The 21,744-nt window shown below is 64.5% G+C and carries 18 protein-coding genes; 3 read left to right on the top strand and 15 right to left on the bottom strand.

The window, feature by feature from the left end:
• The 4 genes from can to DT070_RS09205 all read right to left on the bottom strand — a co-directional run bounded on the left by can (position 1) and on the right by DT070_RS09205 (position 2,927).
• Positions 1-693: a carbonate dehydratase gene (gene can, locus DT070_RS09220; RefSeq protein WP_122955116.1), complete on the bottom strand. Its 693-nt coding sequence runs from the start codon at positions 691-693 to the stop codon at positions 1-3.
• A 23-nt stretch (positions 694-716) separates the two neighbouring features.
• Complete coding sequence (locus DT070_RS09215) at positions 717-1,898, bottom strand: isovaleryl-CoA dehydrogenase (RefSeq protein WP_122955115.1); 1,182 nt, start codon at positions 1,896-1,898, stop codon at positions 717-719.
• Positions 1,899-1,916: 18 nt separating this feature from the next.
• A complete protein-coding gene (locus DT070_RS09210) occupies positions 1,917-2,360 on the bottom strand; it encodes a PaaI family thioesterase (protein WP_122955114.1) in 444 nt (147 codons plus the stop codon).
• Between the two features lie 159 nt (positions 2,361-2,519).
• Entirely contained in the window at positions 2,520-2,927 is a 408-nt protein-coding gene (locus DT070_RS09205; RefSeq protein ID WP_122957337.1) for a MerR family DNA-binding transcriptional regulator, read from the bottom strand.
• A 112-nt stretch (positions 2,928-3,039) separates the two neighbouring features.
• Here DT070_RS09205 and DT070_RS09200 point away from each other — a divergent pair, with 112 nt between their 5' ends.
• Positions 3,040-4,158 (top strand): MBL fold metallo-hydrolase, encoded by a 1,119-nt coding sequence (locus DT070_RS09200; protein WP_122957336.1) that lies wholly within the window; start codon positions 3,040-3,042, stop codon positions 4,156-4,158.
• A 242-nt stretch (positions 4,159-4,400) separates the two neighbouring features.
• Here the strand turns inward: DT070_RS09200 and DT070_RS09195 are convergent, their stop codons facing one another.
• The 9 genes from DT070_RS09195 to DT070_RS09155 form a co-directional block, all read right to left on the bottom strand.
• Complete coding sequence (locus tag DT070_RS09195) at positions 4,401-4,988, bottom strand: helix-turn-helix domain-containing protein (RefSeq protein ID WP_228778532.1); 588 nt, start codon at positions 4,986-4,988, stop codon at positions 4,401-4,403.
• A gap of 126 nt (positions 4,989-5,114) precedes the next feature.
• A complete protein-coding gene (locus DT070_RS09190; RefSeq protein WP_122955113.1) occupies positions 5,115-9,410 on the bottom strand; it encodes a PAS domain S-box protein in 4,296 nt (1,431 codons plus the stop codon).
• A gap of 68 nt (positions 9,411-9,478) precedes the next feature.
• Entirely contained in the window at positions 9,479-9,922 is a 444-nt protein-coding gene (locus tag DT070_RS09185) for a response regulator (RefSeq protein WP_122955112.1), read from the bottom strand.
• Between the two features lie 179 nt (positions 9,923-10,101).
• Positions 10,102-11,124, bottom strand: a complete 1,023-nt coding sequence (locus DT070_RS09180; RefSeq protein ID WP_122955111.1) for a M48 family metallopeptidase — start codon at positions 11,122-11,124, stop codon at positions 10,102-10,104.
• 37 nt (positions 11,125-11,161) lie between these two features.
• Positions 11,162-11,923 (bottom strand): 1-acyl-sn-glycerol-3-phosphate acyltransferase, encoded by a 762-nt coding sequence (locus DT070_RS09175; RefSeq protein ID WP_122955110.1) that lies wholly within the window; start codon positions 11,921-11,923, stop codon positions 11,162-11,164.
• A 124-nt stretch (positions 11,924-12,047) separates the two neighbouring features.
• Positions 12,048-12,608 carry a D-glycero-beta-D-manno-heptose 1,7-bisphosphate 7-phosphatase gene (gmhB, locus tag DT070_RS09170; RefSeq protein WP_122955109.1) on the bottom strand — a complete coding sequence of 187 codons (561 nt, stop codon included), beginning with the start codon at positions 12,606-12,608 and terminating at the stop codon, positions 12,048-12,050.
• 27 nt (positions 12,609-12,635) lie between these two features.
• Positions 12,636-14,741, bottom strand: a complete 2,106-nt coding sequence (gene glyS / locus DT070_RS09165; RefSeq protein WP_122955108.1) for a glycine--tRNA ligase subunit beta — start codon at positions 14,739-14,741, stop codon at positions 12,636-12,638.
• Between the two features lie 4 nt (positions 14,742-14,745).
• Positions 14,746-15,666: a glycine--tRNA ligase subunit alpha gene (gene glyQ / locus DT070_RS09160; RefSeq protein WP_122955107.1), complete on the bottom strand. Its 921-nt coding sequence runs from the start codon at positions 15,664-15,666 to the stop codon at positions 14,746-14,748.
• Between the two features lie 82 nt (positions 15,667-15,748).
• Entirely contained in the window at positions 15,749-16,726 is a 978-nt protein-coding gene (locus DT070_RS09155) for a LysR family transcriptional regulator (RefSeq protein WP_122955106.1), read from the bottom strand.
• Between the two features lie 152 nt (positions 16,727-16,878).
• Between DT070_RS09155 and DT070_RS09150 the strand changes: the two genes are divergently transcribed.
• The gene (locus DT070_RS09150) at positions 16,879-17,655 is read left to right on the top strand and encodes an SDR family oxidoreductase (protein ID WP_122955105.1); all 777 of its coding nucleotides are present in this window, start codon (positions 16,879-16,881) and stop codon (positions 17,653-17,655) included.
• Positions 17,656-17,734: 79 nt separating this feature from the next.
• On the opposite strand, the gene DT070_RS09145 is transcribed toward DT070_RS09150, so the two are convergent.
• Complete coding sequence (locus DT070_RS09145) at positions 17,735-18,817, bottom strand: asparaginase (RefSeq protein ID WP_122955104.1); 1,083 nt, start codon at positions 18,815-18,817, stop codon at positions 17,735-17,737.
• A gap of 235 nt (positions 18,818-19,052) precedes the next feature.
• Between DT070_RS09145 and DT070_RS09140 the strand changes: the two genes are divergently transcribed.
• A complete protein-coding gene (locus DT070_RS09140) occupies positions 19,053-19,961 on the top strand; it encodes a LysR family transcriptional regulator (RefSeq protein ID WP_122955103.1) in 909 nt (302 codons plus the stop codon).
• Positions 19,962-20,078: 117 nt separating this feature from the next.
• Here DT070_RS09140 and lnt read toward each other — a convergent pair whose 3' ends face one another.
• Positions 20,079-21,731 carry an apolipoprotein N-acyltransferase gene (gene lnt / locus DT070_RS09135; protein WP_122955102.1) on the bottom strand — a complete coding sequence of 551 codons (1,653 nt, stop codon included), beginning with the start codon at positions 21,729-21,731 and terminating at the stop codon, positions 20,079-20,081.
• Positions 21,732-21,744 lie beyond the last annotated feature (13 nt).

Genomic DNA, 21,744 nt, shown 5'->3' with positions numbered 1-21,744 from the left:
CTAAACCAGTTGCTGCTGGGTGCCGCCGCCGGCGCGCGAGTTCCAGGCGTCCCACACACGGTCGACCGCCTTGCTGTAGAGCTTGTCGAGCTCTTCGGGAGACGACACGCTCATCTGCAGGTCCTGCAGCAGGCCGTCGTGCACACCGAAGGCCCAGCCGTGCACGGTGACTTCCTGGCCGCGCGCCCAGGCGTCGACCATGACGGTACTGACGGAGACATTGACCACCTGCTCGATCACATTGATATCGCACAGGGCCTTGGCGCGCACGTCTTCGGGCAGGCTGTCGAGCAGTTGGCGGTGGCGATGGCGCACGTCCTGGATATGGCGCAGCCAGTTGTCGGCGAGACCAATGCGCGCGCCTTCCAGCGCGGCCTGCACGCCGGAGCAGCCGTAGTGGCCGACCACCATGATGTCCTTGACCTTCAGGCGCTCGACGGCGAACTGGATGGCCGAGAGCGCGTTGAGGTCGGAATGCACCACGACGTTGGCCACGTTGCGGTGCACGAACACCTCACCCGGCTCCAGCCCGGTGATCTGGTTGGCCGGCACGCGGCTGTCGGAGCAGCCTATCCACATGTACCGTGGCGTCTGCTGCTTGACGAGGCTGGTGAAGAAGCCGGGGCGCTCGGCTTCCATCTGCGCGGCCCAGGCGCGGTTGTGGGCGAAGAGGTCTTGGATGGATGCGGTCATGGCCGTATTTTCGCCTGCCTTGGTTACATCGTCTCGGCGAACAGTTCCCGCCCTATGAGCATGCGGCGTATTTCGCTGGTGCCGGCGCCGATTTCATAGAGTTTGGCGTCGCGCCAGAGGCGGCCCAGCGGGTATTCGTTGATGTAGCCGTTGCCGCCGTAGATCTGCACGCCCTCGCCGGCCATCCAGGTGGCTTTTTCGGCGCACCAGAGGATGACGGAGGCGCAGTCCTTGCGGACCTGGCGCACGTGCTCGGTGCCCAGCATGTCGAGGTTTTTGGCCACGGTGTAGGCAAACGAGCGGCCGGCCTGCAGCACGGTGTACATGTCGGCGACCTTGCCCTGGATCAGCTGGAACTCGCCGATGCTCTGGCCGAACTGCTTGCGGTCGTGGATGTAGGGCACGACGTTGTCCATGACGGACTGCATGATGCCGAGCGGGCCGCCGGTGAGCACCGCGCGTTCGTAATCAAGCCCGCTCATCAGCACCTTGGCGCCGCTGTTGAGGCCGCCCAGGATCTGGCTGGCGGGCACTTCGACGTTGTTGAAGACCAGCTCGCCGGTGTGGCTGCCGCGCATGCCCAGCTTGTCGAGCTTTTGCGCGACGGAAAAGCCCTTCATGCCTTTTTCAATCAGGAAGGCGGTGACGCCGCGCGCGCCGAGCTCGGGTTCGGTCTTGGCATAGACAACCAGCGTGTCGGCGTCGGGGCCGTTGGTGATCCACATCTTGCTGCCGTTGAGAAGGTAATAGCCGCCCTTGTCTTCAGCCTTGAGCTTCATGCTGATGACGTCGCTGCCGGCGCCGGGCTCGCTCATGGCCAGCGCGCCCACGTGCTCACCGCTGATGAGCTTGGGCAGGTATTTTTTGCGCTGCTCGTCGGTGCCGTTGCGCTTGATCTGGTTGACGCACAGGTTGCTGTGCGCGCCGTATGAAAGCCCCACCGAAGCGCTGGCGCGGCTGATTTCTTCCATGGCGATCATGTGGGCCAGGTAGCCCATGTTGGCGCCGCCGTATTCTTCTCCCACAGTGATGCCGAGCACGCCGAGCGAGCCCATTTTTTGCCACAGGTCCATCGGGAACTGGTCGTTGCGGTCGATCTCGGCGGCGCGGGGGGCGATTTCGGCTTGCGCGAATTCGCGCACGGCATCGCGCAGCGCGTCGATGTCTTCACCGAGCATGAAGTTGAGTCCGGGCATGTTGGTCATGGTGGGCTTTCTGGGGTTTTAGTAAGTCTTGGGCACGGGCACCAGCGTTTGCTGCATCAGGGCGCAGGCGCTTTCTTTGCCGTCGGCGGCGACATGGGTCACTTCGGCGGTGGTGACGATGATGCGCTTGCCGGCTTTGGCGACGCGGCCCACGGCGCGCAGCTCGCCGTCTTTAAAGCCGGCCATGAAGTTGATCTTGTATTCGACCGTGGTGACTTCGGCGTCTTGCGCGGCCACCGTCAGTGCGGCATAACCGCCGGCGATGTCGGCCAGCGCGCCCATGGCGCCGCCGTGGAAGCCGCCTTGCTGCTGCGTCACGCGGTCTGAATACGGCAGCGCCACCTCGCAAAGGCCCGGCTCCACGCGCAGCAGGCGCGCGCCGAGGTGCTGCATCATCCCCTGGCGCAGGAAGCTGGCTTCGATGCGCTGGAACAAGGCTGACGGTGGGGTGCGTGCGTCCATGAAGAAGCCCTTTTGAACGGTGCGGAAGACGGTTTCCGCCGGGTTTTGGGTTCACGCCTTGATTGACGTTTACGTAAACGTCAATTATGACGTATTTGCCGCCCGGGGTGGTTTGACCCAGTCCGGCCCGGGGGCAATCAGCCTCCCGGCGAACGCGCCTCAGGATTTGCCGGCTTTGGCTTTTTCGGTCTTGCCGAGCAAAGCTTTGGCTTCTTTTTCGTGGGTGCGGATTTCGTCCAGGTTGGCCTGCAGGTCCAGCATTTGCGCTTCGAGCTTTTTGCGGTGCTCCGTCAGGATGGCCAGGAATTTTTTCAGCTGCGGCGCGGTGTCGCGCGGGCTGTCGTAGGAGTCGATGATTTCCTTGGCCTCGACCAGCGACAGGCCCAGGCGCTTGGCGCGCAGGGTGAGCTTGAGCCGTGTGCGGTCGCGCGCGGTGTAGACGCGGTTGCGGCCGCCCGCGCCTTCGCGCTGGGGCTGCAGCAGGCCCATGTCTTCGTAAAAACGCATGGCGCGCGTGGTCAGGTCAAACTCTTTTGCCAGATCGCTGATGGTGTAGGTGGTGGCCATGGTGGTGAAGTCTTTTTCTTGCAAACGCATGGGACAGCGCAAACGGGGCGCGGTCCCTACAATGGTTCTGCATGACGTTTACGTAAACGTCAAATATACCGCGAATGATGACATGAACCTCCTCGAGCAGCAACTGGATTACCCCTTCGGCGACACCTTGCCGGCCTCGGGCACGACGCTGGAAGTGGCGCCCGGCGTGAAGTGGATCCGTATGGATTTGCCCTTTGCGTTAAACCACATCAACCTGTGGCTGCTGCGCGATGAGATCGACGACCCGGATGTGCCGGGCGCCAAAATCCAGGGCTGGACCATCGTCGACTGCTGCATCAGCCGCGAAGAGTCCAAGGCCCAGTGGGAGGCGATTTTTGCCACCCAGCTGGAAGGCATGCCGGTGCTGCGCGTCATCGTGACGCACATGCACCCAGACCACATCGGGCTGGCGTCCTGGCTGTGCGAGCGCTGGACTACGCCAAAACATGTATGCCGTTTGTGGATCAGCGCCACGGATTACCACTCGGCGCGCATCGGCTCGCAAAGCACCACCGGCTTCGGCGGCGAAAGCGCGGCGCTGTTTTTTGCCTCGCACGGTCTGGTCGACCCGGAAGCCATCGAAAAGATACGCGGCCGCGCCAGCTACTACCCCGGCATGGTGCCGGCCGTGCCGGCAAGCTATGTGCGCATCATGGACGGCAAAACCGTGCGCATCGGCAACCGCGACTGGCGCTGCATCAGCGGCTACGGCCACGCGCCCGAGCACATCGCGCTGCATTGCGAAGAACTGGAGACGCTGATCAGCGGCGACATGGTGCTGCCGCGCATCTCGACCAATGTGAGCGTCTACGACATGGAACCGGAGTCGAACGCACTCACGCTGTTTCTTGAGTCCATCGACAAATTCCTGCCGCTGAAAGAGGGCACGCTGGTGCTGCCGTCCCACGGCAAACCCTTTCGCGGCCTGCATACCCGCATAGGGCAACTGCACGACCACCACCGCGACCGGCTGGCCGAAGTGACGGAGGCTTGCGCAGCCAAGCCCTGCAGCGCCGCCGACATCCTGCCCATCATGTTTCCCCGCAAACTCGACCTGCACCAAACCACCTTCGCCATGGGCGAGGCCATGGCGCACCTGCATGCGCTGTGGTTTGGGGGGAAGCTGCAGCGGCGGCTGGATTCGGACGGGATCTACCGCTTTAGCAGCGTGGCAAAGCAGCAGCCACAACGGACGCTATGATTTTGATAGCGGTCAGTGTACGTGGTTATTGGGCTAGAGCCCGATTTGACCAATAATCCCCGAAACACCAAGAACTCTTAAACCCAGCATGAGCCCCGGAACCGGCTTTGCCGGGCCGGAGGGCGGGCGGCCACCTCGGGGGGGCAGGGAGCTACACGCAGTGAGCGACCGTGGGGGCCAACATCTAGTGTCTCCATTTGCGATTTGCCGTTAACAGCGCCGTCAGGTAGCCGTGCAGCCAATCAAAATTCACCGGCTTTTGCAGCAGGTGCGCATGCGGCGGCAGGCCTCCGCGCGCCGCCACGGCTTCGGGCGCCAGGCCGCTGATCACGACGATCTGCATGTCGGCCAGTTGCTGATTGCGCTTGAGGGGTCTTGAGCATTTCGATGCCGTCTACGCCGGGCATCGACAAATCGGTGATCAAAAGGTCGGGCCGCATGCTGGCAATGTCCATCATGGCTTCCAGCGCGGATGGCATCCAGGTGCAGTCGACGGGCAGGTCCCAGTCTTCAAACTGGCAGCGGTACAACTCGCGGGTGGCTTCGTCGTCTTCGACCATCAGCACGCGCAGGCGGTGCTTGGGGTCGGTGTCGACGCGGTTGAGTTGCGGGCTGTTTTTGGCCAGGTAGGCGTTGATGGACTTCAGCGCGATGCGGCGGTGGCCGCCCAGCGTCTTCCACGCCTCGATCTCGCCTTTTTCGACCAGGGACTGCACCGTGGCCACGGAAAGCCCCAGCAGCTTGGCCGCATAGCTCGTGCCGCAGTAGTCCTCACTCGAGAAATCCGCCGCCGTGATTGCAGCCTCAAAGGACCGGGGTTCACGCGGCATGGCAAATAGCAAGGCGAATTGATTTTTTCATTTTTCTCATTTTAATCAGTTATGCCTGAAAGGGGGTGTTCTGTCTGTCCCTCAAACAGGGGACAAATGCCTTGAAAAAAACCTTCTTGCGCGGTGTCATGGGGCCTTCGGCGCCTTGGGCAGGGTAAAGAAAAACGTCGCCCCCTTGCCGGGCGCCGCCTCGGTCCACAGCCGGCCGCCATGCCTTTTGACAACCCGGCTGACGGTGGCCAGCCCGATGCCGGTGCCGGGAAATTCCGCAGCGGCATGCAGGCGCTGGAAGGGAACAAAGAGCTTGTCGGCATACGCCATGTCAAAACCGGCGCCGTTGTCACGGACAAAAAATTCGGGAAGGCCGGCCGCATCCAGCTGGCGGCCCACGGTGATCTCGGTGACGGCTTGCTGGGCACTGAACTTCCAGGCATTGCCCAGCAGGTTTTCCATCACCACGCGCAGCAGCCGGCTGTCGCCGTTGGCCTTCAGGCCCTTTTCGATATGGATCACCGCCTTGCGGTCGGGATGGCGCGCCTGCCATTCGTCCAGGATGCTGCGGGCCAGGGCCGAGAGGTCGACGACCTCTTTATGCGTCAGCGGCGCGCGAGACACCTGCGCCAGCGACAGCAGGTCTTCAATCAGCTGCCCCATCTGGCCCACACCGGCCTGGATGCGCGAGAGGTAATGCGCGACCTTTTCACCCGCACCGCCCTCCAGCCGGCCCTGCAGCTGCTTGGCCAGCAGGCGGCTGAAACCGTCCACGGTGTTGAGCGGGGAGCGCAGGTCATGGGAGACGGAATAGGAAAATGCCTCCAGCTCCTGGTTGGACAGCCGCAAGGCCGCTTCAATCGCCTTGACCTCCGTGATGTCGGCATCGATGCCGACCCAGAACGCCACCCCACCCTGCTCGTCGAGCACCGGCGACGCCCGGTAGGACATGGTGTGGGTACTGCCGTCCTTGGCCAGCAAGCGCCGTATGCCGGCATAAGGGGCTTGGGCGGCCAAAGCCGCCTTCCATTTTTCACGTACGTCCGGCAGGTCGTCCGGGTGGATGACGGCGAACCAGCCATTGCCCGCCCAGTCGGCGAATTCGCCGCCCACCAGGTCAAACCAGGCGCGGTTGAAGTAGGTGGCCGCACCGTTGGGGTCGCTCGTCCACACCACCTGGGGCGCCTGCTCGGCCAGGGCCTGGAACAGGGCCTGCTGGCGCTCCAGCGCGACGGTGCGCTCTGCCACCTTCTGCTCCAGCCCGGTGTTGAGTTCGCTGACTTCCTCCAGCAGGCGGGCATTTTCAATGGCGATGGACGCAAGCTGGGACAGCTCCAGCGCAACGTATTCATCCTGCTGCGTGAATTCGCCTTCGTATTTGTCCGAGAGCTGCATCACCCCGATGTTTTTCCCGTCGCGCCCGGTCAGCGGCACAGCCAGCCAGCCCCGCATCGCCGGGTGCTTGTCGGCATAGCTGCCAAAGCCGCGCCAGCGCGGATGCGCTTCCAGCTCGGCCTGCGTCATGCGCATGGAGCGGTTGGACTGGCAGACCAGCGCGTAGATGCCGGTGCCGTCGGGCGGCTCGATCAGGTCGCGGTATTTCGCGTATTTGTCGGACAGCGACAGCGCATTGATGGCCTGCGCCCAGTCGTTGCTCACCGTCAGGCTGACGATGGCCTGGTGCGCGCCGACCACGCCCCTGGCCTGTTCGGCCACTTCGTGCATCGTGCCTTCCAGCGTCTGGTGCCAGGTGATAGCCTGGGCCGCGTCGGCCGCGCGCTGCAGGATAAACAGGTGCTCCTGCACATCGCGCTCGGCCTTGAGCTGCGCCGTGATGTCCAGCGCCACCACAAAGCGCGCCGGTTTGCCGGCGTACTGGATGGGCCGGGACATCACGCTCACCGGGAACAGCGAGCCGTCCTTCCTCTTGTGCTTCCACTGCCCGCGCCGCTCGACCGAATCGTCTTGCAGCTGGCGCACCAGGCGCGGATGCTCGGACTCCGGCCGGATGTCGAACAAGGACATCGAGAGGAACTCTTCGGCCGGGTAGCCGTAGCTGTCGACGGCCGCCTTGTTGACGTTCAGGAAGCGGGCGGTATCGGCATCAAACACCCACATCGGCACCGGCGCCGTTTCAAACAGGGCCGCATAACGCTGCTCGCTTTGCACCAGCGCCTGCTCGGCCAGCTTGCGCTGCGTGATGTCGCGCTCCACCGCCACCCAGTGCGTGAACCAGCCTTTGGCGTCGGCAAGCGGAACGATGTCAAGCTCCAGCCAGAACTCGTCACCGGCCTTGGTGTAGTTGATGAGTTCGGCGCGCACCGGCTGCCACTTTTGCAGCGCCGCCCGTATGCGGTCGAGTTCGGCCCTTTGGGTGTTCGGCCCCTGAAGAATGCGCGGCGACTGGCCTATCACCTCTGCGCGGGTGTAGCCGGTGCGGCGCTCGAAGGCGTCATTGACAAAAACGATGCGCGGGCCCGGCTCGTCGAAGGGCTCGGCCTCGGTGATGAGCACGATGTCGTTAAGGCGGCCCACGGCGGCTTCCAGCAGGCGCAGGTGAGCCTGCGCCTCGTGCTGCCCGGTCACGTCTTGCAGCACGCCGACGAGTTTGACGTTCTTGCCGCTTTCATGCAGCGCCTGGCCCTGTATGCGCACCCAGATGCGCCGGCCGGCGGCGGTGGTCATCGGCAGCTCAAGGTCCCAGGGCGTGCCGTCGCGGAAAGCCGCCTGCACCGCGGCCCGGATCGTCGCCTGGGCGTCCGGCTCAAAGAAGTTGAAAGCCTCGTCCAGCTTCAAGGGCGTTCCGGGCTCGAGGTCGTGGATGCGGTAAATCTCTTCAGACCAATAGGGCTCGACGGCACCCTCCGCCAGCTCCCATCCGCCGATTTTTGCCAGGGCGCCGGTGCGGTTGAGCAGCTCGGTGCTGCGGGCGATGGCCAGCTCTGCATGTTTGCGGTCGGTGATCTCCTGGAGCACGCCGGAACGGCGGCGGTGCGCCTGGCCGTCGCTGCCTTCCTGGTCTTTCATCGCCCGGCCGATCAGGTGAATCCAGCGTATCTCGCCGGCGGCAGTAAGAATGCGAAATTCCGTGTCCAGCGGCTGGCCGGACTCAACAGCGATGTCGCGCTCGGCCACGAAACCCTGGAGGTCCGCCGGATGGATCAGGTTCAAAAACCCGTCACGGCTTTTGTCGAAACTGCCCGGATCCACACCAAGGACATCGTAGATTTCGTCGGACCACCAGGTCTGGTGGGTGTCCAGGTCCAGTTGCCAATAACCGATGCGCCCAAGGCGCTGGGCGTCCTGCAGCCTGCGCTGGATGGCCTCGCTGTTGGCCAGCTCACCCTCCAGCGCACTGCGGTGTTTTTGCAGGGACTCGGCCATGCGGTTAAAGCCGCTGGATATCCGGGCGAACTCCCCGTGGTCGTCCGGCGCGCCGGCCGGGATGCGCACGTCCAGCCGGCCGTCCTGGATCTGCTTGGTCGCCTCCAGGATGTTGCGGGTGGGCACCACAATGGCACGCCCGCCGATCAGCCAGGCCAGAAAGCCGCCAAGAAAAGCCAGCAGGGCCAGCACCGCCAGCTCAAGCCCCAGTTGCCGGCGCGTTCCGCCGACGACCAGGTTGTGGTCCAGGCTGACGGCCACGAAAAAGGCCTGGCGCACGTCGGGGCTGCTGGGCATGAAGGCCCAGAGCCGGCGCTGCCCTCTTGCATCCGGCCCGTCACTGGTGCCCCGGCTCATGGACTGGATCGCGCTCTGGAGCACCGGGCTGGCGACCTTCTGGCCGATGCGGATGGGCAGGTCGGGTTTGCTGGCCAGCAGTACACCCTGGCGGTCATGAATGCCGAGCGCCGCACCCGGCGGCAGCTGGATTTCAACCGCCGACTTCGCCATCTCGGCCAGATCGACCGAGGCGTAGGCCACGATGGAAACGCGCCCGTCGCTGTCTATCAGCGGCAGCGCAAATGTGATGGAGGGCTTGCCCGATGCGCGGCCCACGATGTACTCACCGACCACCATCTTGCGCTGCGCCACCGCATCGCGAAAGTAGGCGCGGTCGCCCAGGTAGCCCAACTGGGGGCTCTCAATGCCGCTGCAGATGGACTGGCCTTCGGCGTTGATGACGCCCAGGTTGGCATACAGGGGAAACTGCCGGACCATCTCGCGCAGGTAGAGGTCGCAGCGGGCCCGGCCTTCCTTTCGCAGCTCGGGCGCGTGGACGATGGCTGTCAGCACCTGCCGCGCCGTCTCGCCCAGGCGCTGCTGGCTGGAGGCCGCCAGCGAGGCGGCGAATTCCAGATTGGTGGTGGCGCGCTCGACGGCGGTGTTGGCGCTGTAGACGGCCTTGATGATGGACAGGCCGAACAGCGGAACAATGGCGGCCAGCACCAGCATGACGAGACGGGTCCGCAGCGTGATGTGAACCTTCATCGCACCGGTCTTTCAGGAACGCGCCAGGTGATGTGGGACTCCCGGGGCATCACTGGGCATGAGCGGGTTCAGGGGGTCGCAATGGATTCGTTGACACCCAGCCAGTAAGCCTGCAGCCGGTTGAGCTTTTCGGTCAGGTCGCCGAAATCCACCGGTTTGCGGACAAAACCGTTGGCGCCGTTCTGGTAGCAGGCCACGATGTCCGAGCGCTCGCTGGACGAGGTCAGCATGACCACCGGCACCAGCGCCGTGAGGGGGTTGCTGCGCACGCTGCGCAGCACATCCAGCCCGGACAGCTTGGGCAGCTTCATGTCGAGCAACACAAAAGAAGGCTGGCGTTGCGTATCGCGGCTGGCATGGGCGCCGCGGCCGAACAGGAATTCGAGCGCCTCCACACCATCGCGCGCCACGGCGATCTCGGCGGTCACGCCCTGCTCCTCCAGCGTCAATACCGTCAGCTCCAGGTGGTCGGGGTTGTCTTCAACGACGAGTATCAGCTTGTTGTCATTCATGGTTGCTCTTTGGATGAGGCATCAATTCCCCGGATTCCCTGGTGGTTTTGATGATTTTATTGTTTTTGTCATATTACCAAGTAACCCACCCCTTGTACGGCTTTGACCCCGCGTATCCATCCACCCGGACCGGGTTCACGCAGCTGGCAGGCGCCTGGGCGGCAAACGCACCCGCGCGCTCACCAGCGCGGGATAGCCTCGTCCTTGAGCTGGCCGCGCAGTTCGGCGTAATCGGGCACCACGGTGCGCACGGTGTCCCAAAACCGCGGGCTGTGGTCCATCACGCGCAAATGGCTCAGTTCATGCACCACCACGTAGTCGATCACCGACTGCTTGAAGTGGATCAGCCGCCAGTTCAGGCGAATGGAGCCGTCCGCGCTGGCGCTGCCCCAGCGCGTGCCGGCGCTGGAAAGGCTCAGCTTGTGCCACTGCACACCGAGCTGCGGCGCGAAATGGTTCAGGCGCTCGATAAACACCCGCTTGGCCTGGCGCATCAGCCAGGCCTGCACCGCGTCGCGGATTTGCTCGGGGGACGCGTTTTGCGGCAGGCCCACATGCAGCGTGAGCTGCGCCACGCCGGGCAGCATGCCGGTGTCCGCGGCGTCCTGGCCCTGCAAGAGCACTTCGGCCGGGCGGGTTTTGAGCTCGGCGCCGACGCCGCCGAAGGCATGGCGCGGGTCGATCACCACAATCACCTGGTCGCCCAGGAAGGGCAGCGTGGTGCCGTCTTTCCATTCGATGCGGGCGGACTCCATGCGCTCGTGGCGCGCGCGGGTTTCCTGCAGCTTGGCGAGGATCCAGGCGGACTTTTCCAGCACGGCCTTGTCGATCTCATACAGCGGCACCCACTTGGGCGCGCTCACCGTGAGGCCGTCGGCGCCGGCGGAAAAGCCGATGGTCTTGCGTTTGCTGCGGCGGAATTCATAGGCCACCAGGATGTCGTCCAGCACGGTTTCACGCGAGGCGCGCGGGTGGCGGAAAGTGGCCGGCGCCATCGCCTGCTGCAGGGTTTGGGCCGGAAGCTGGGGGCCGATGAATTCGGGTGGCGCTATGTTTTCGATAGCTGGGAGCCCAGTCGGCGCTTGGGCTACAGGCCTTTTTGGCTTGGTTTTTTTGGCTTTGGACCCGACGGCGGCCTTGGGCGGCGGCGCGGGCGCGGTATCAAACAGGTCGAGCGTGAACTGAAGAAGCCGTTGCATCATGGCAGTTTAGCGCTCGCGGTATGGGTCGGCGAACCGCTCAGGTATTGGGCGCGGCGGCGGTTTCACCCACATAGGCCTCGGGGTCCAGGCGCCGCATTTCGGCCTCGATCCAGTTCTCGACCTCGCGCATGAGCTCGTCCGGCTGGCGGCCCGCGCTGGGTATTGGCTTGCCGATGGAGATGTCGACAATGCCCGGCGTCTTGATGAAGGCTTTGCGCGGCCAGCATTTGGCCGAAGTCACCGCAATCGGGATCACCGGCGCGCCGGTTTCAATCGCCAGGCGCGTGCCGCCGGATTTGTAGACGCCCTTCTGGCCGCGCGGGATGCGCGTGCCTTCGGGGAACATGATGACCCAGGTGCCCTCGGCCATCAGGCGCTTGCCCTGCGCCACCACTTTGCTGAAGGCCTGCGCGCGCTGGCTGCGGTCGATGTGGATCATGTCCATGCGCGCCATGGCCCAGCCGAAGAACGGCACATACAGCAGCTCTTTCTTGAACACGTAAGCCAGCGGGTGCGGCATCAGCGTGGGCATGCAAAAGGTTTCCCAGGTGCTCTGGTGCTTCACCAGCAGCACCGCGGCACTGGTTTTGCCGGTGGGCAGGTTTTCCATGCCGGTGACGCGGTTCTGGATGCCCAGCAAAAAGGTGCCGCCGCTGACCGCCACGCGCAGCCAGCCCGCGCACATCCAGTACATGGTGGTGCTGCTGACAAAAATCGAGGCAATGATCACGAAGATGGCCCACGGGATCACCGTGACGGCCATCCAGAGAAGGTGCAGGACGGAGCGGATAAAAGGCATGTGAAGGTTTCCGTGGCTGTCTGGGAATCTGGGAAATCGGAGAAAGGCGCGAAGTGTTCTGTTCGCAGTTTTAAGGCATTTCAGGCTGCAGCCCAGCCGCTACAAGGGCATGCCGCTATCATTTTTATATCGCCACCGCCAGCGGGCGGGCTGCGCGCTCCAGCAAAAAATCCACAAACGCCGCCAGGTCGGCATGCACCGTGGTGCCTGCCGGCAGGCCGTCGGGCTGCCCTTTGGCTGACTTGCCCGTCAGCACCAGGTGAGGCTCGCAACCAGCCGCGGCGCCGGCCTGCAGGTCGCGCAGTGAATCGCCGGCCGTGGGCACACCCTTGAGCGGCACGCCGAAGCGCGCACCAATCTGTTCAAAAAGGCCCGGCAAAGGCTTGCGGCAGTTGCAGCTTTCTTCCGGGCTGTGCGGGCAGTAAAACACCGCATCCACCCGCCCGCCGACAGCCGCCAGCATTTTGTGCATCTTGGCGTGCATGGCGTTGAGCGAAGCCACGTCAAAGAGGCCCCGCCCCAGCCCCGACTGGTTGGACGCGATCACCACATGCCAGCCCGCATGGTTAAGCCGCGCAATCGCCTCCAGCGAGCCCGGCAGCGGCAGCCATTCGTCCGGCGTCTTGACGAAGTCGTCGCTGTCGCTGTTGATGGTGCCGTCGCGGTCGAGGATGACGAGTTTCATGTGGTGGCCCTGGCTGAGACTGTGAGCTTACGCCGCGAGCTTGGACAAGTCAGCTACCCGGTTCATGGCCTGGTGCAGCGTGGCGAGCAGGCCAAGGCGGTTGGCCTTCAGCGCGGGATCTTCGGCATTCACCATCACACCATCAAAGAAGGCATCGACGGGCGCCTTGAGGGCGGCCAGTGCCTGCAGCGAAGCCGCGTAGTCGCCGGAGGCAAACGCCGCTTCGGCTTTGGGCGCCACGGTCTTCAGTGCATCAGCGAGCGACTTTTCGGCCGCTTCCTGCAGCAGCTCGGGCTTGACGGCAGCTTCGACCGTGCCTTCTGCCTTCTTCAGGATGTTGCCAACGCGCTTGTTGGCCGCAGCCAGCGCTGGCGCTTCAGGCAGCGCGGCAAAAGCACGCACGGCCGCCAGGCGCTTGGCCACATCGCCCAGGCGCTGGGGCTTGAGCGCCAGCACGGCGTCGACCTCTTGCGCGCTGTAACCCTGCTCGCGCAGGGAGCCGGCGAGGCGGTCGTAAATGAAATCGACCAGCGCGATCGACGCGTCCTGAATTTTGTCACCGAAGACCGGCTGGGCGCCCTGCACCAGTTCCAGCAGGCCCAAAGGCAGGTCTTTCTCGACCAGCATGCGGATCACGCCCAGCGCATGGCGGCGCAGCGCAAACGGGTCCTTGTCGCCGGTGGGCAGGTTGCCGATGCCGAACATGCCGACCAGCGTTTCGAGCTTGTCGGCCAGCGCGACGATGACGCCGACGGTGTTGCGCGGCAGCTCGTCGCCGGCAAAGCGCGGTTTGTAATGGTCTTCAATCGCGTCGGCCACGTCGGCGCTGAGGCCGTCGTTGAGCGCGTAGTAGCGGCCCATGGTGCCTTGCAGCTCGGGGAACTCGCCCACCATGTCGGTCACCAGGTCGGTCTTGGCCAGCTCGGCGGCGCGCTGCACATCGGCGACCCGTCCGACGTCGATGCGATTGGCAATGGCTTCGGCAATGGCGCGCACGCGCTGTGTGCGCTCACCCTGCGTGCCCAGCTTGTTGTGATACACCACCTTGCCCAGGCCTTCAACGCGCGAGGCCAGCGTTTTCTTGCGGTCCTGGTCAAAGAAGAATTTCGCGTCAGCCAAACGAGGGCGCACCACACGCTCGTTGCCGCCAATCACCGCGCTGGCGTCCGTTGGGCTGATGTTGCTGACCACCAGAAACTTGTTGGTGAGCTTGCCTGCGGCATCGAGCAGCGGGAAGTACTTCTGGTTGGCCTTCATCGTGAGGATCAGGCATTCCTGCGGCACGCCGAGGAATTCAGTTTCGAATTCGCACACCAGCACATTAGGGCGCTCGACCAACGCGGTCACTTCGTCGAGCAGCGCGTCGTCGTCAATCGCCTTGACGCCGCCACCGACCTTGGTGGCCGCAGCGGCGAGTTGCTTGACGATCTCGGCCTTGCGCGCGGCAAAGCTGGCGATCACCGCGCCGTCTTTTTGCAGCGTGGCGGCGTAGCTGTCGGCATCTTTCAACACCACCGGGTCCACGGCCGCTTCAAAGCGGTGGCCGTGCGTGATGTTGCCGGCGTTCAGGCCCAGCGCCTCGACGGCCACCACGCTGCTGCCGTGCAACGCAACCAGGCCGTGGGCCGGGCGCACAAACTTCACGTCGCTCCAGCCGTCGGCCAGCTGGTAGGTCATGACCTTGGGGATGGGCAGTTTGGCGATGGACTCGAGCAAGGCCTTTTGCAGGCCTTCAGCCAGCGTCGCGCCCTTGACGGTGCTGTCGTAGAACAAAGCTTCGGCCTTGCCGTCCGGCGCGCGTTTGAGGCCTGCAACGGCCGACGCATCGGCGCCGAGTGCCTGGAGTTTTTTGAGCAAAGCGGGCGTGGCATTGCCCGACGCATCCAGCCCCACGGCCACCGGCATGAGCTTTTGCGACACCGCCTTGTCAGCGGCGCCTGCGGCCACAGCCGTGACATGCGCGGCCAGGCGGCGCGGCGAGGCAAACGCGGTGAGCACCGAATCGGCAGCCGTCAGGCCCTGGGCCTTGAGCTGCTCGAACAGCACACCGGCAAAGGCGTCGCCCAGTTTTTTGAGCGCCTTGGGCGGCAGCTCTTCGACAAACAGTTCAACAAGAAGGTTCTTCGTTGTCATTTTTTCAGGCAGCCTTCTTCGTCATGTTTTCAACCCATTCGCGCGGCGCCATCGGGAAGCCCAGGCGTTCGCGGCTTTCGTAATAGCTTTGCGCCACGGCGCGGGCCAGGTTGCGGATGCGGCCGATGTAGGCGGCGCGTTCTGTCACGCTGATGGCGCCGCGGGCGTCCAGCAAATTGAAGCTGTGTGCGGCTTTGAGCACCTGCTCATACGCCGGCAGGGCCAGTTGCACGTCGATGAGGTGTTTGGCCTGCTTTTCATGCGCCGTGAAAGCGGTGAACAAAAAGTCGGCGTCGCTGTGCTCGAAGTTGTACGTGGACTGTTCCACTTCGTTTTGTTTGTACACGTCGCCGTAGCTCAGCTTGGCGCCGTCCGGGCCTTCGGTCCAGGTCAGGTTGTAGACGTTGTCCACGCCCTGCAGGTACATGGCCAGGCGCTCCAGGCCGTAGGTGATTTCGCCGGTGGCGGGTTTGCAGTCAATGCCGCCGACCTGCTGGAAGTAGGTGAACTGCGTGACTTCCATGCCATTGAGCCAGACTTCCCAGCCCAGGCCCCAGGCGCCCAGCGTCGGGTTTTCCCAATCATCTTCGACAAAACGGATGTCGTTCTTCTTGAGGTCAAAGCCCAGCGCTTCAAGCGAGCCGAGATAAAGCTCCAGGATGTTGGCCGGTGCCGGCTTGAGGACGACCTGGTACTGGTAGTAGTGCTGCAGGCGGTTGGGGTTCTCGCCGTAGCGGCCGTCTTTGGGGCGGCGGCTGGGCTGCACGTAGGCGGCTTTCCAGGGCTCGGGGCCCAGGGCGCGCAGGAAGGTGGCGGTGTGCGAGGTGCCGGCGCCGACTTCCATGTCGTAAGGCTGCAAAAGGGCGCAGCCTTGCTTGTCCCAGTAGGACTGCAGCGTCAGGATGATTTGCTGGAAAGTGAGCATAGGAATGGGTTCAGAACAAAAGCGCGGCGCCTGAGGCGGCGCCGGGAAAGCAAGACCGCACCGCAGGGCGGCGCGAAACCGTTCATTTTACGCGGCGGCGGCGTGCGGGCGCCGGGGCGGCTGTGGGCGCTGCCGCGTCGGGCGCTGCATTGGGCGGTACATACCACACGGGTGCGACCTTGAAGGCTTCGACCAGGAAATCCACCATCACCCGCACCTTGGCGCTCAGGTGGCGGCGGCTGGGGTAGATGGCCAGCACGTCGATGTCGGGCATACGGTAGCCGGGCAGCACCGGCACCAGCCGGCCCTCGCGCAAATCCTCACCGATCAGGAAGGCCGGCTGCCAGATGATGCCCTGCCCCGCCAGCGCCGCCGCGCGGGCCGTGTCGCCGTTGTTGGTGTGCATGGCGTAGTTGACCCTGACCATGTGCGGGCGCGCTTCGGCGTCCACAAAATGCCACTCGTGGGCGGTGGCCGCGTAGGTGTAGCCGAGGCAGCGGTGCGCCTCGAGGTCGGCGGGCACCCGTGGGGCGCCGTGCTGCTTGAGGTAGGCGGGCGACGCGCAGACGATGTTGTTGGAGGCGGCCAGCTTGCGCGCCGCGTGGGTGGTGGGGCCCGCGCGCGAGATGCGGATGGCGAGGTCGTAGCCCTCTTCCACGATGTCGACCAGGCGGTCGGTGAGCGAGATGTCGAGCTCCACCTCGGGATGGATTTGCATGAAGCGCGGCCACAGCGGCGCCAGCTGGTGGATGCCGAAGCTCAGGGGCGCGTTGATGCGCAGGCGCCCGCGCGGCTGCAGCGTGGCAGAGGAGGCCAGTGCTTCGGCGTCGGCGACTTCTTCAAGGATGGACTTGCTGCGCTCGTACAGCGCCTCGCCGCTTTCGGTGAGCGAGAGCTTGCGCGAGCTGCGGTTGAGCAGGCGCGTGCCCAGGTGGGCCTCCAGCTCATTGATGTAGCGGGTGACGTTGGCCGGCGAGGTGTCCAGCGCGTCGGCCGCGCGCGTAAAACTGCCGCGGCCCACCACGGTGGCAAACACTTCAAAGGCGCGTAGACGGTCCATTTTTGGCCTCATCAATTCATAAAAGATGAACGATTAAATCACTTTTACGGCCTTTTTCTAAACAAAGATGAATCCTACATTGGAGTCATCGGCAAGCCAGACGGCCCGCCGACACGAAAAAACACTTCAACAAACGACTCAAGGAAACTGACATGACTGCCTCGAACATCGCCTCTTTCACACCCCGTTTTGCCCACAAAACCGTGCTCGTCACGGGCGGCAACAGCGGCATCGGCCTGGCCACTGCATTGCAATTCGCCGCACAAGGCGCCCGCGTCGTCATCACCGGCCGTGACCAGGCCACGCTGGACCAGGCCAAAGCCCAACTGGGCGAAGGCGCCATCGCGCTGCGCAACGACGCCGGTGCTGCGGGCTCAGCCAAGGCGCTGGCCGCCGCGCTGACGGCTGAAGGCATCACGCTGGATGCCGTGTTTATCAACGCCGGCCTGGCCAAATTCGCCCCGCTGGAGGGCGTGGACGAAGCCCTCTGGGACGACACCTTCAACGTCAACGTGAAGGGTGCCTTCTTTGCGATCCAGGCGCTGTCGCCGCTGCTGAACACGGGCGCCGCCATCATCCTGAACGGCTCCATCAACGCGCACATCGGCATGCCCAACTCCAGCGTCTATGCCGCCAGCAAGGCCGCGCTGATCTCATTGGCCAAGACGCTGTCGGCCGAGCTGGTCGGCCGCGGCATCCGCGTCAATGTGGTGAGCCCCGGCCCGGTGACGACGCCCCTGTACGGCAAGCTGGGCGTGCCCGCCGACCAGCTGGGCGCCCTGGCCGCCGGCATCCAGGCGCAAATTCCGCTCAAGCGTTTCGGCACGCCGGACGAAGTGGCCAGCGCCGTGGTCTACCTGTCGTCACCCGACGCTGCCTTTATCGTCGGCACAGAACTGATCGTCGACGGCGGCATGAGCCAGCTGTAAATTGCGCCGCCTTGCCGCGCCCATAAAAAAAGGCGATGCCGTTACCGGCATCGCCTTTTGGTCATGAAGAGCGGAAAGCTCAATACTGCCAGAACACGCGCTGCAGTTCCTTGCTGTCCAGGTTTTTGGTCAGCGCCACGGCGGCCAGGATGCGGGCTTTTTGCGGGTTCAGGTCATGCGCAACCACCCAGTCGTATTTGTCGTCGGGCTGCTCGGCATTGCGCAGCACAAAGCCTTCAGGCACACGCGAAGAGCGCACCACCTGGATGCCCCTGGCGCGCACTTCCTGCAGCGCAGGCACCACACGGTCGGCCACGGAGCCGTTACCGGTGCCGGCGTGGATCAGCGCCTTGATGGCCGTCTTGCCCACGGCATCGACCGTGGCGCGCGGCACGTTGCCGTAGCCGTAGACGATGTCGACCGGCGCGAGCGCCTCGAATTCGTCGATGTTGAACTCGGACTGCGCGGTGTGGCGCTTCACCGGCGCGCGGAACCAGTAGTTGTTGCCCTCCACCACCATGCCCAGCGGGCCCCACTGGCTCTTGAAGGCCTCGGTCTTGATGTTGATGATCTTGGCCACGTCGCGCCCGCTCTGCAGCTCGTCGTTCATGGTGACCAGCACGCCCTTGCCGGCGGCATCCTTGCTGGCGGCCACGCTCACGGCGTTAAACAGGTTCAGCGCGCCGTCGGCCGACAGCGCCGTGCCCGGGCGCATGGAGCCGACCACCACGATGGGTTTGCTGGTGCGGATCACGAGGTTCAGGAAGTAGGCGGTTTCTTCCAGCGTGTCGGTGCCGTGGGTCACCACGATGCCGTCGACATCGGCCTGCTTGACCAGCGCCGAGATGCGCTTGCCCAGCTTCATCAGGTTGTCGTTGGTAAAGCTTTCAGACGCGATTTGCGAGACCTGCTCGCCCTTCACGTTGGCCACATTGGCCAGCTCGGGCAAGCCGGCCAGCAGCTTGTCGACCGGGACCTTGGCGGCGGCGTAGGTCGCGCTGTTCAGGGCCGAAGCACCGGCGCCGGCAATCGTACCGCCGGTGGCCAGGATCACGACATTGGGTTTGGCAGCGGTTTGCGCCAGCGCGGGCGCGCCCAGCGTGGTCAGGGCCACGAAGCCGAGGCCGGCGCCCAGTTTCAAGAGGGTGGATGTTATTGGCATGTGATGTCTCCCAGGGTATGAGGAAATGGAATCGATTCAGGTCGGGGCACCGGAAACCGAAAGAGGCCGTCCCGTTTGCCAGCCTCTTTCGCTGCCTGTGCCGCGATTTGCCTCGGCCAAGGGGCCGGAGGTGGCTCATCGTAGCCACGCGGCTGGCGCCCGGCGATGCTTAATGTAACGAGGGGTGTGAGTAAAATTCACACCCTCCGACACCCTCCGGCAACAGCACGGCCCCATGAACCTCAGGCAACTCGAAGTCTTCCAGGCGGTCATGCAGACCGGCAACATGAGCGCCGCCGCACGGCTGATCTGCATCACGCCCTCGGCTGTCAGCAAAACCATTGCGCACACCGAACTGCAGCTGGGCTACAAGCTGTTTACCCGCGGCAAAGGCACGCTGGCGCCGACGCCGGAGGCGCGTGTGCTGTTTGAAGAATCCTCCCAAATCCACCAGAAGCTGGACGGGCTCAAGCGCATCGCAGTCAACCTGCGGCAGGCCGCCGACGGCCAGGTGCGGCTGGCGGCCATCCCGTCGGTCAGCCACGAATTTTTACCCTTGGTGCTGGAAAAGCACCTGGCGCGCCACCCGCGTGTGCGCGTTGAGGTGCGCACGCTGCACCAGGACCAGATGGTGCAGGCGCTGCTCACGCGCAGTGTGGATTTCGCACTGGGTTTCTACGAGCACCCGCATCCGCTGCTGACCAGCACGACGCTGGTGAGCGGGCCGCTGTACCTGGCCGTCACGCGCGAGATCTGGCAGCGCGCCGTACGGGCGCGGCGGCAGAACCCGATGTCGTTTTTGTCCAGCATGCCGCTGATACGGCTGGTGGGCGAAGACCCGATGTGCCAGTCGATCGACGAGCTGGCGCGCCACCTGGGCCTGAGTGCGCCGGCCGTGCTGCAGGTGCAGACCTCGCGGCTGGCGCTGGAGCTGGTCAAGCGCGGCATGGGCTGGACGGTGGTGGACTTCCTCACCGCCAGCAACCTGGACCCGGCGACCCTGACGGCCGTGCCCTTGCATGAGTTTGCCCAGGCGCCGCTGCAGATGTACTTTGCGACCAGCAGCCCGCCGGGGCAGGATGCGCTGCGCATGATCGACATACTGCCGGAGCTGTTGCACAGCGTGATGGCAACAACGCACTGAGCACGACACCCTTTGAGCCAGCAGGCGCCGCGGAACTGGCTTTGCCAGGCCGCAAGCGCCGTCCCCTGGAAGGGGAGAGGAGGCTACACGAAGTGAGCCTCAACAGGGGTGTACCAGTTATCTGCGACGGCGAAACGCCAGTGCCAGGACGGCGACGCCAAGACCGAGCGCCCACAGCGGCCACAGGCCATAGCGCGACACCCACCAGGCATACGGCGTGATGCCAACCCGGCCCTCCACCTCGCCGACCAGCGCACCACGCGTGTGGCGCTCCAGCGAGTGCGTGACCTTGCCGAGGTGGTCGATGATGACGGTGGCGCCGGTGTTGGTGGCGCGAATCATCGGGCGGCTGAACTCAAGCGCGCGCATGCGCGAGATCTGCAGATGCTGGTCGATGGCCACGGTGTTGCCGAACCAGGCGATGTTGCTGACGTTCACAAAAATCGTGGGCGCCTGTGCCGGGTCGATAAAACGCGCAGCCAGCTCTTCGCCAAACAAATCCTCGTAGCAGATGTTGGGCGCCAGCCGCTGGCCTTTCCACTCGAACGAAGCCTGGCCGACGGCGCCGCGGTTGAAGTCGCCCAGCGGGATATTCATCATGTTGATGAACCAGCGAAAGCCCGGCGGCACAAACTCGCCAAACGGCACCAGGTGGTGTTTGTCAAAACGGTAGGGCTCTTTGGCCGGCGGCTGCCCAGCCCCGGCGGGCTTGAAGCCCAGCACCGAGTTCGCATAACCGGCCTGCGAATCGCCCACCGGCACGCCAACCAGCGCAGCCTGCTGCCCGGTGGCAAAGCGTGATTGCAATGCCTGCCAGTAGCCGGCGGGCAACTGCTGCGGCAGCAGCGGGATGGCGGTTTCAGGCGCGACGACCAGCGATGTTTTGGCATCGCGAAATTGCTCGCCGTACCAGCGCAGCGCGGTGACCACGCCGGTGCCGGTCTGGAATTTTTCGTTCTGCGGGATGTTGCCCTGCAGCAGCGTGACCTGCAGCGGCTCGGCCGGCGCCGTGCCGCCCCCGGCGGGCCAGGCGGCCTGCCCCGGCAGGAAAGACACGACCACACTGACAACCAGGATCGCCAGCGCCGTCACCCACTGCATGCGCGCTGCGCGCAAGGCCATCGCCAGCCAGGCCGCAGCCAGCGCCGCCAGGAAGGTGATGCCGTGCACGCCCACCCAGGCGGCCAGCGGCCGGGCCCAGCCGTCGACGTGCGCGTAGCCGCCTTCGCCCCAGGGGAAGCCGGTGAAAAACTCGACGCGGCCCAGCTCGGCCAGCAGCCACACCGAGGCAAACACCACCGCGCGCGGGAACTTGGCGTAAGGCGCGACAAACACAAAAGCCGCCGACGCCGCGGCGTAATACAGGCCCAAAAAGGCCGCCAGCAACAGCACGGCCAGCACCGTCAGCGGCGCGGCCAGGCCGCCGTAATAGTGCATGGAAATAAAGAGCCACCAGAAGGTGCTGCTGAGCATCGCCGTGGCAAAGATGCCGCCCAGCCAGGCCGCGCGCTTCCAGGAGCGGGAGGCGTCGATTTGCGCCGAGAACAGGAAAAGCGCCAGCAGCTGCAGCCACCACACCGGCTGGCCCTGCGCAAAACCCGATTCAAACGGCCAGGCAATGCTGGCAGCGTGCGCGCAGCCGGCGATCAGCACCACCACGATCTGCAGGGGAGAGATGCCCTTGCGCGGCGGCGGGTTGCGCGCGTGTTCGAGCAGCGCGGGCAAGGTCGGCAGATGGGACATCATGCTGTGAATGGAGTCCCGTGCCATGGTTGCCCTCTCG

It is taken from the genome of Polaromonas sp. SP1 (assembly GCF_003711205.1).
GTDB lineage: Bacteria > Pseudomonadota > Gammaproteobacteria > Burkholderiales > Burkholderiaceae_C > Polaromonas.
Note: the sequence above shows the minus strand (reverse complement) of the source record. Positions and strands in the feature narration are given on the sequence as shown.

Bases quoted from the DNA above. Each gene is read 5' to 3' on its own strand.
- can (WP_122955116.1), bottom strand. From the start codon at position 693: ATGACCGCATCCATCCAAGACCTCTTCGCCCACAACCGCGCCTGGGCC.
- DT070_RS09215 (WP_122955115.1), bottom strand. From the start codon at position 1,898: ATGACCAACATGCCCGGACTCAACTTCATGCTCGGTGAAGACATCGAC.
- DT070_RS09210 (WP_122955114.1), bottom strand. From the start codon at position 2,360: ATGGACGCACGCACCCCACCGTCAGCCTTGTTCCAGCGCATCGAAGCC.
- DT070_RS09205 (WP_122957337.1), bottom strand. From the start codon at position 2,927: ATGGCCACCACCTACACCATCAGCGATCTGGCAAAAGAGTTTGACCTG.
- DT070_RS09200 (WP_122957336.1), top strand. From the start codon at position 3,040: ATGAACCTCCTCGAGCAGCAACTGGATTACCCCTTCGGCGACACCTTG.
- DT070_RS09195 (WP_228778532.1), bottom strand. From the start codon at position 4,988: ATGCCGCGTGAACCCCGGTCCTTTGAGGCTGCAATCACGGCGGCGGAT.
- DT070_RS09190 (WP_122955113.1), bottom strand. From the start codon at position 9,410: ATGAAGGTTCACATCACGCTGCGGACCCGTCTCGTCATGCTGGTGCTG.
- DT070_RS09185 (WP_122955112.1), bottom strand. From the start codon at position 9,922: ATGAATGACAACAAGCTGATACTCGTCGTTGAAGACAACCCCGACCAC.
- DT070_RS09180 (WP_122955111.1), bottom strand. From the start codon at position 11,124: ATGATGCAACGGCTTCTTCAGTTCACGCTCGACCTGTTTGATACCGCG.
- DT070_RS09175 (WP_122955110.1), bottom strand. From the start codon at position 11,923: ATGCCTTTTATCCGCTCCGTCCTGCACCTTCTCTGGATGGCCGTCACG.
- gmhB (WP_122955109.1), bottom strand. From the start codon at position 12,608: ATGAAACTCGTCATCCTCGACCGCGACGGCACCATCAACAGCGACAGC.
- glyS (WP_122955108.1), bottom strand. From the start codon at position 14,741: ATGACAACGAAGAACCTTCTTGTTGAACTGTTTGTCGAAGAGCTGCCG.
- glyQ (WP_122955107.1), bottom strand. From the start codon at position 15,666: ATGCTCACTTTCCAGCAAATCATCCTGACGCTGCAGTCCTACTGGGAC.
- DT070_RS09155 (WP_122955106.1), bottom strand. From the start codon at position 16,726: ATGGACCGTCTACGCGCCTTTGAAGTGTTTGCCACCGTGGTGGGCCGC.
- DT070_RS09150 (WP_122955105.1), top strand. From the start codon at position 16,879: ATGACTGCCTCGAACATCGCCTCTTTCACACCCCGTTTTGCCCACAAA.
- DT070_RS09145 (WP_122955104.1), bottom strand. From the start codon at position 18,817: ATGCCAATAACATCCACCCTCTTGAAACTGGGCGCCGGCCTCGGCTTC.
- DT070_RS09140 (WP_122955103.1), top strand. From the start codon at position 19,053: ATGAACCTCAGGCAACTCGAAGTCTTCCAGGCGGTCATGCAGACCGGC.
- lnt (WP_122955102.1), bottom strand. From the start codon at position 21,731: ATGGCACGGGACTCCATTCACAGCATGATGTCCCATCTGCCGACCTTG.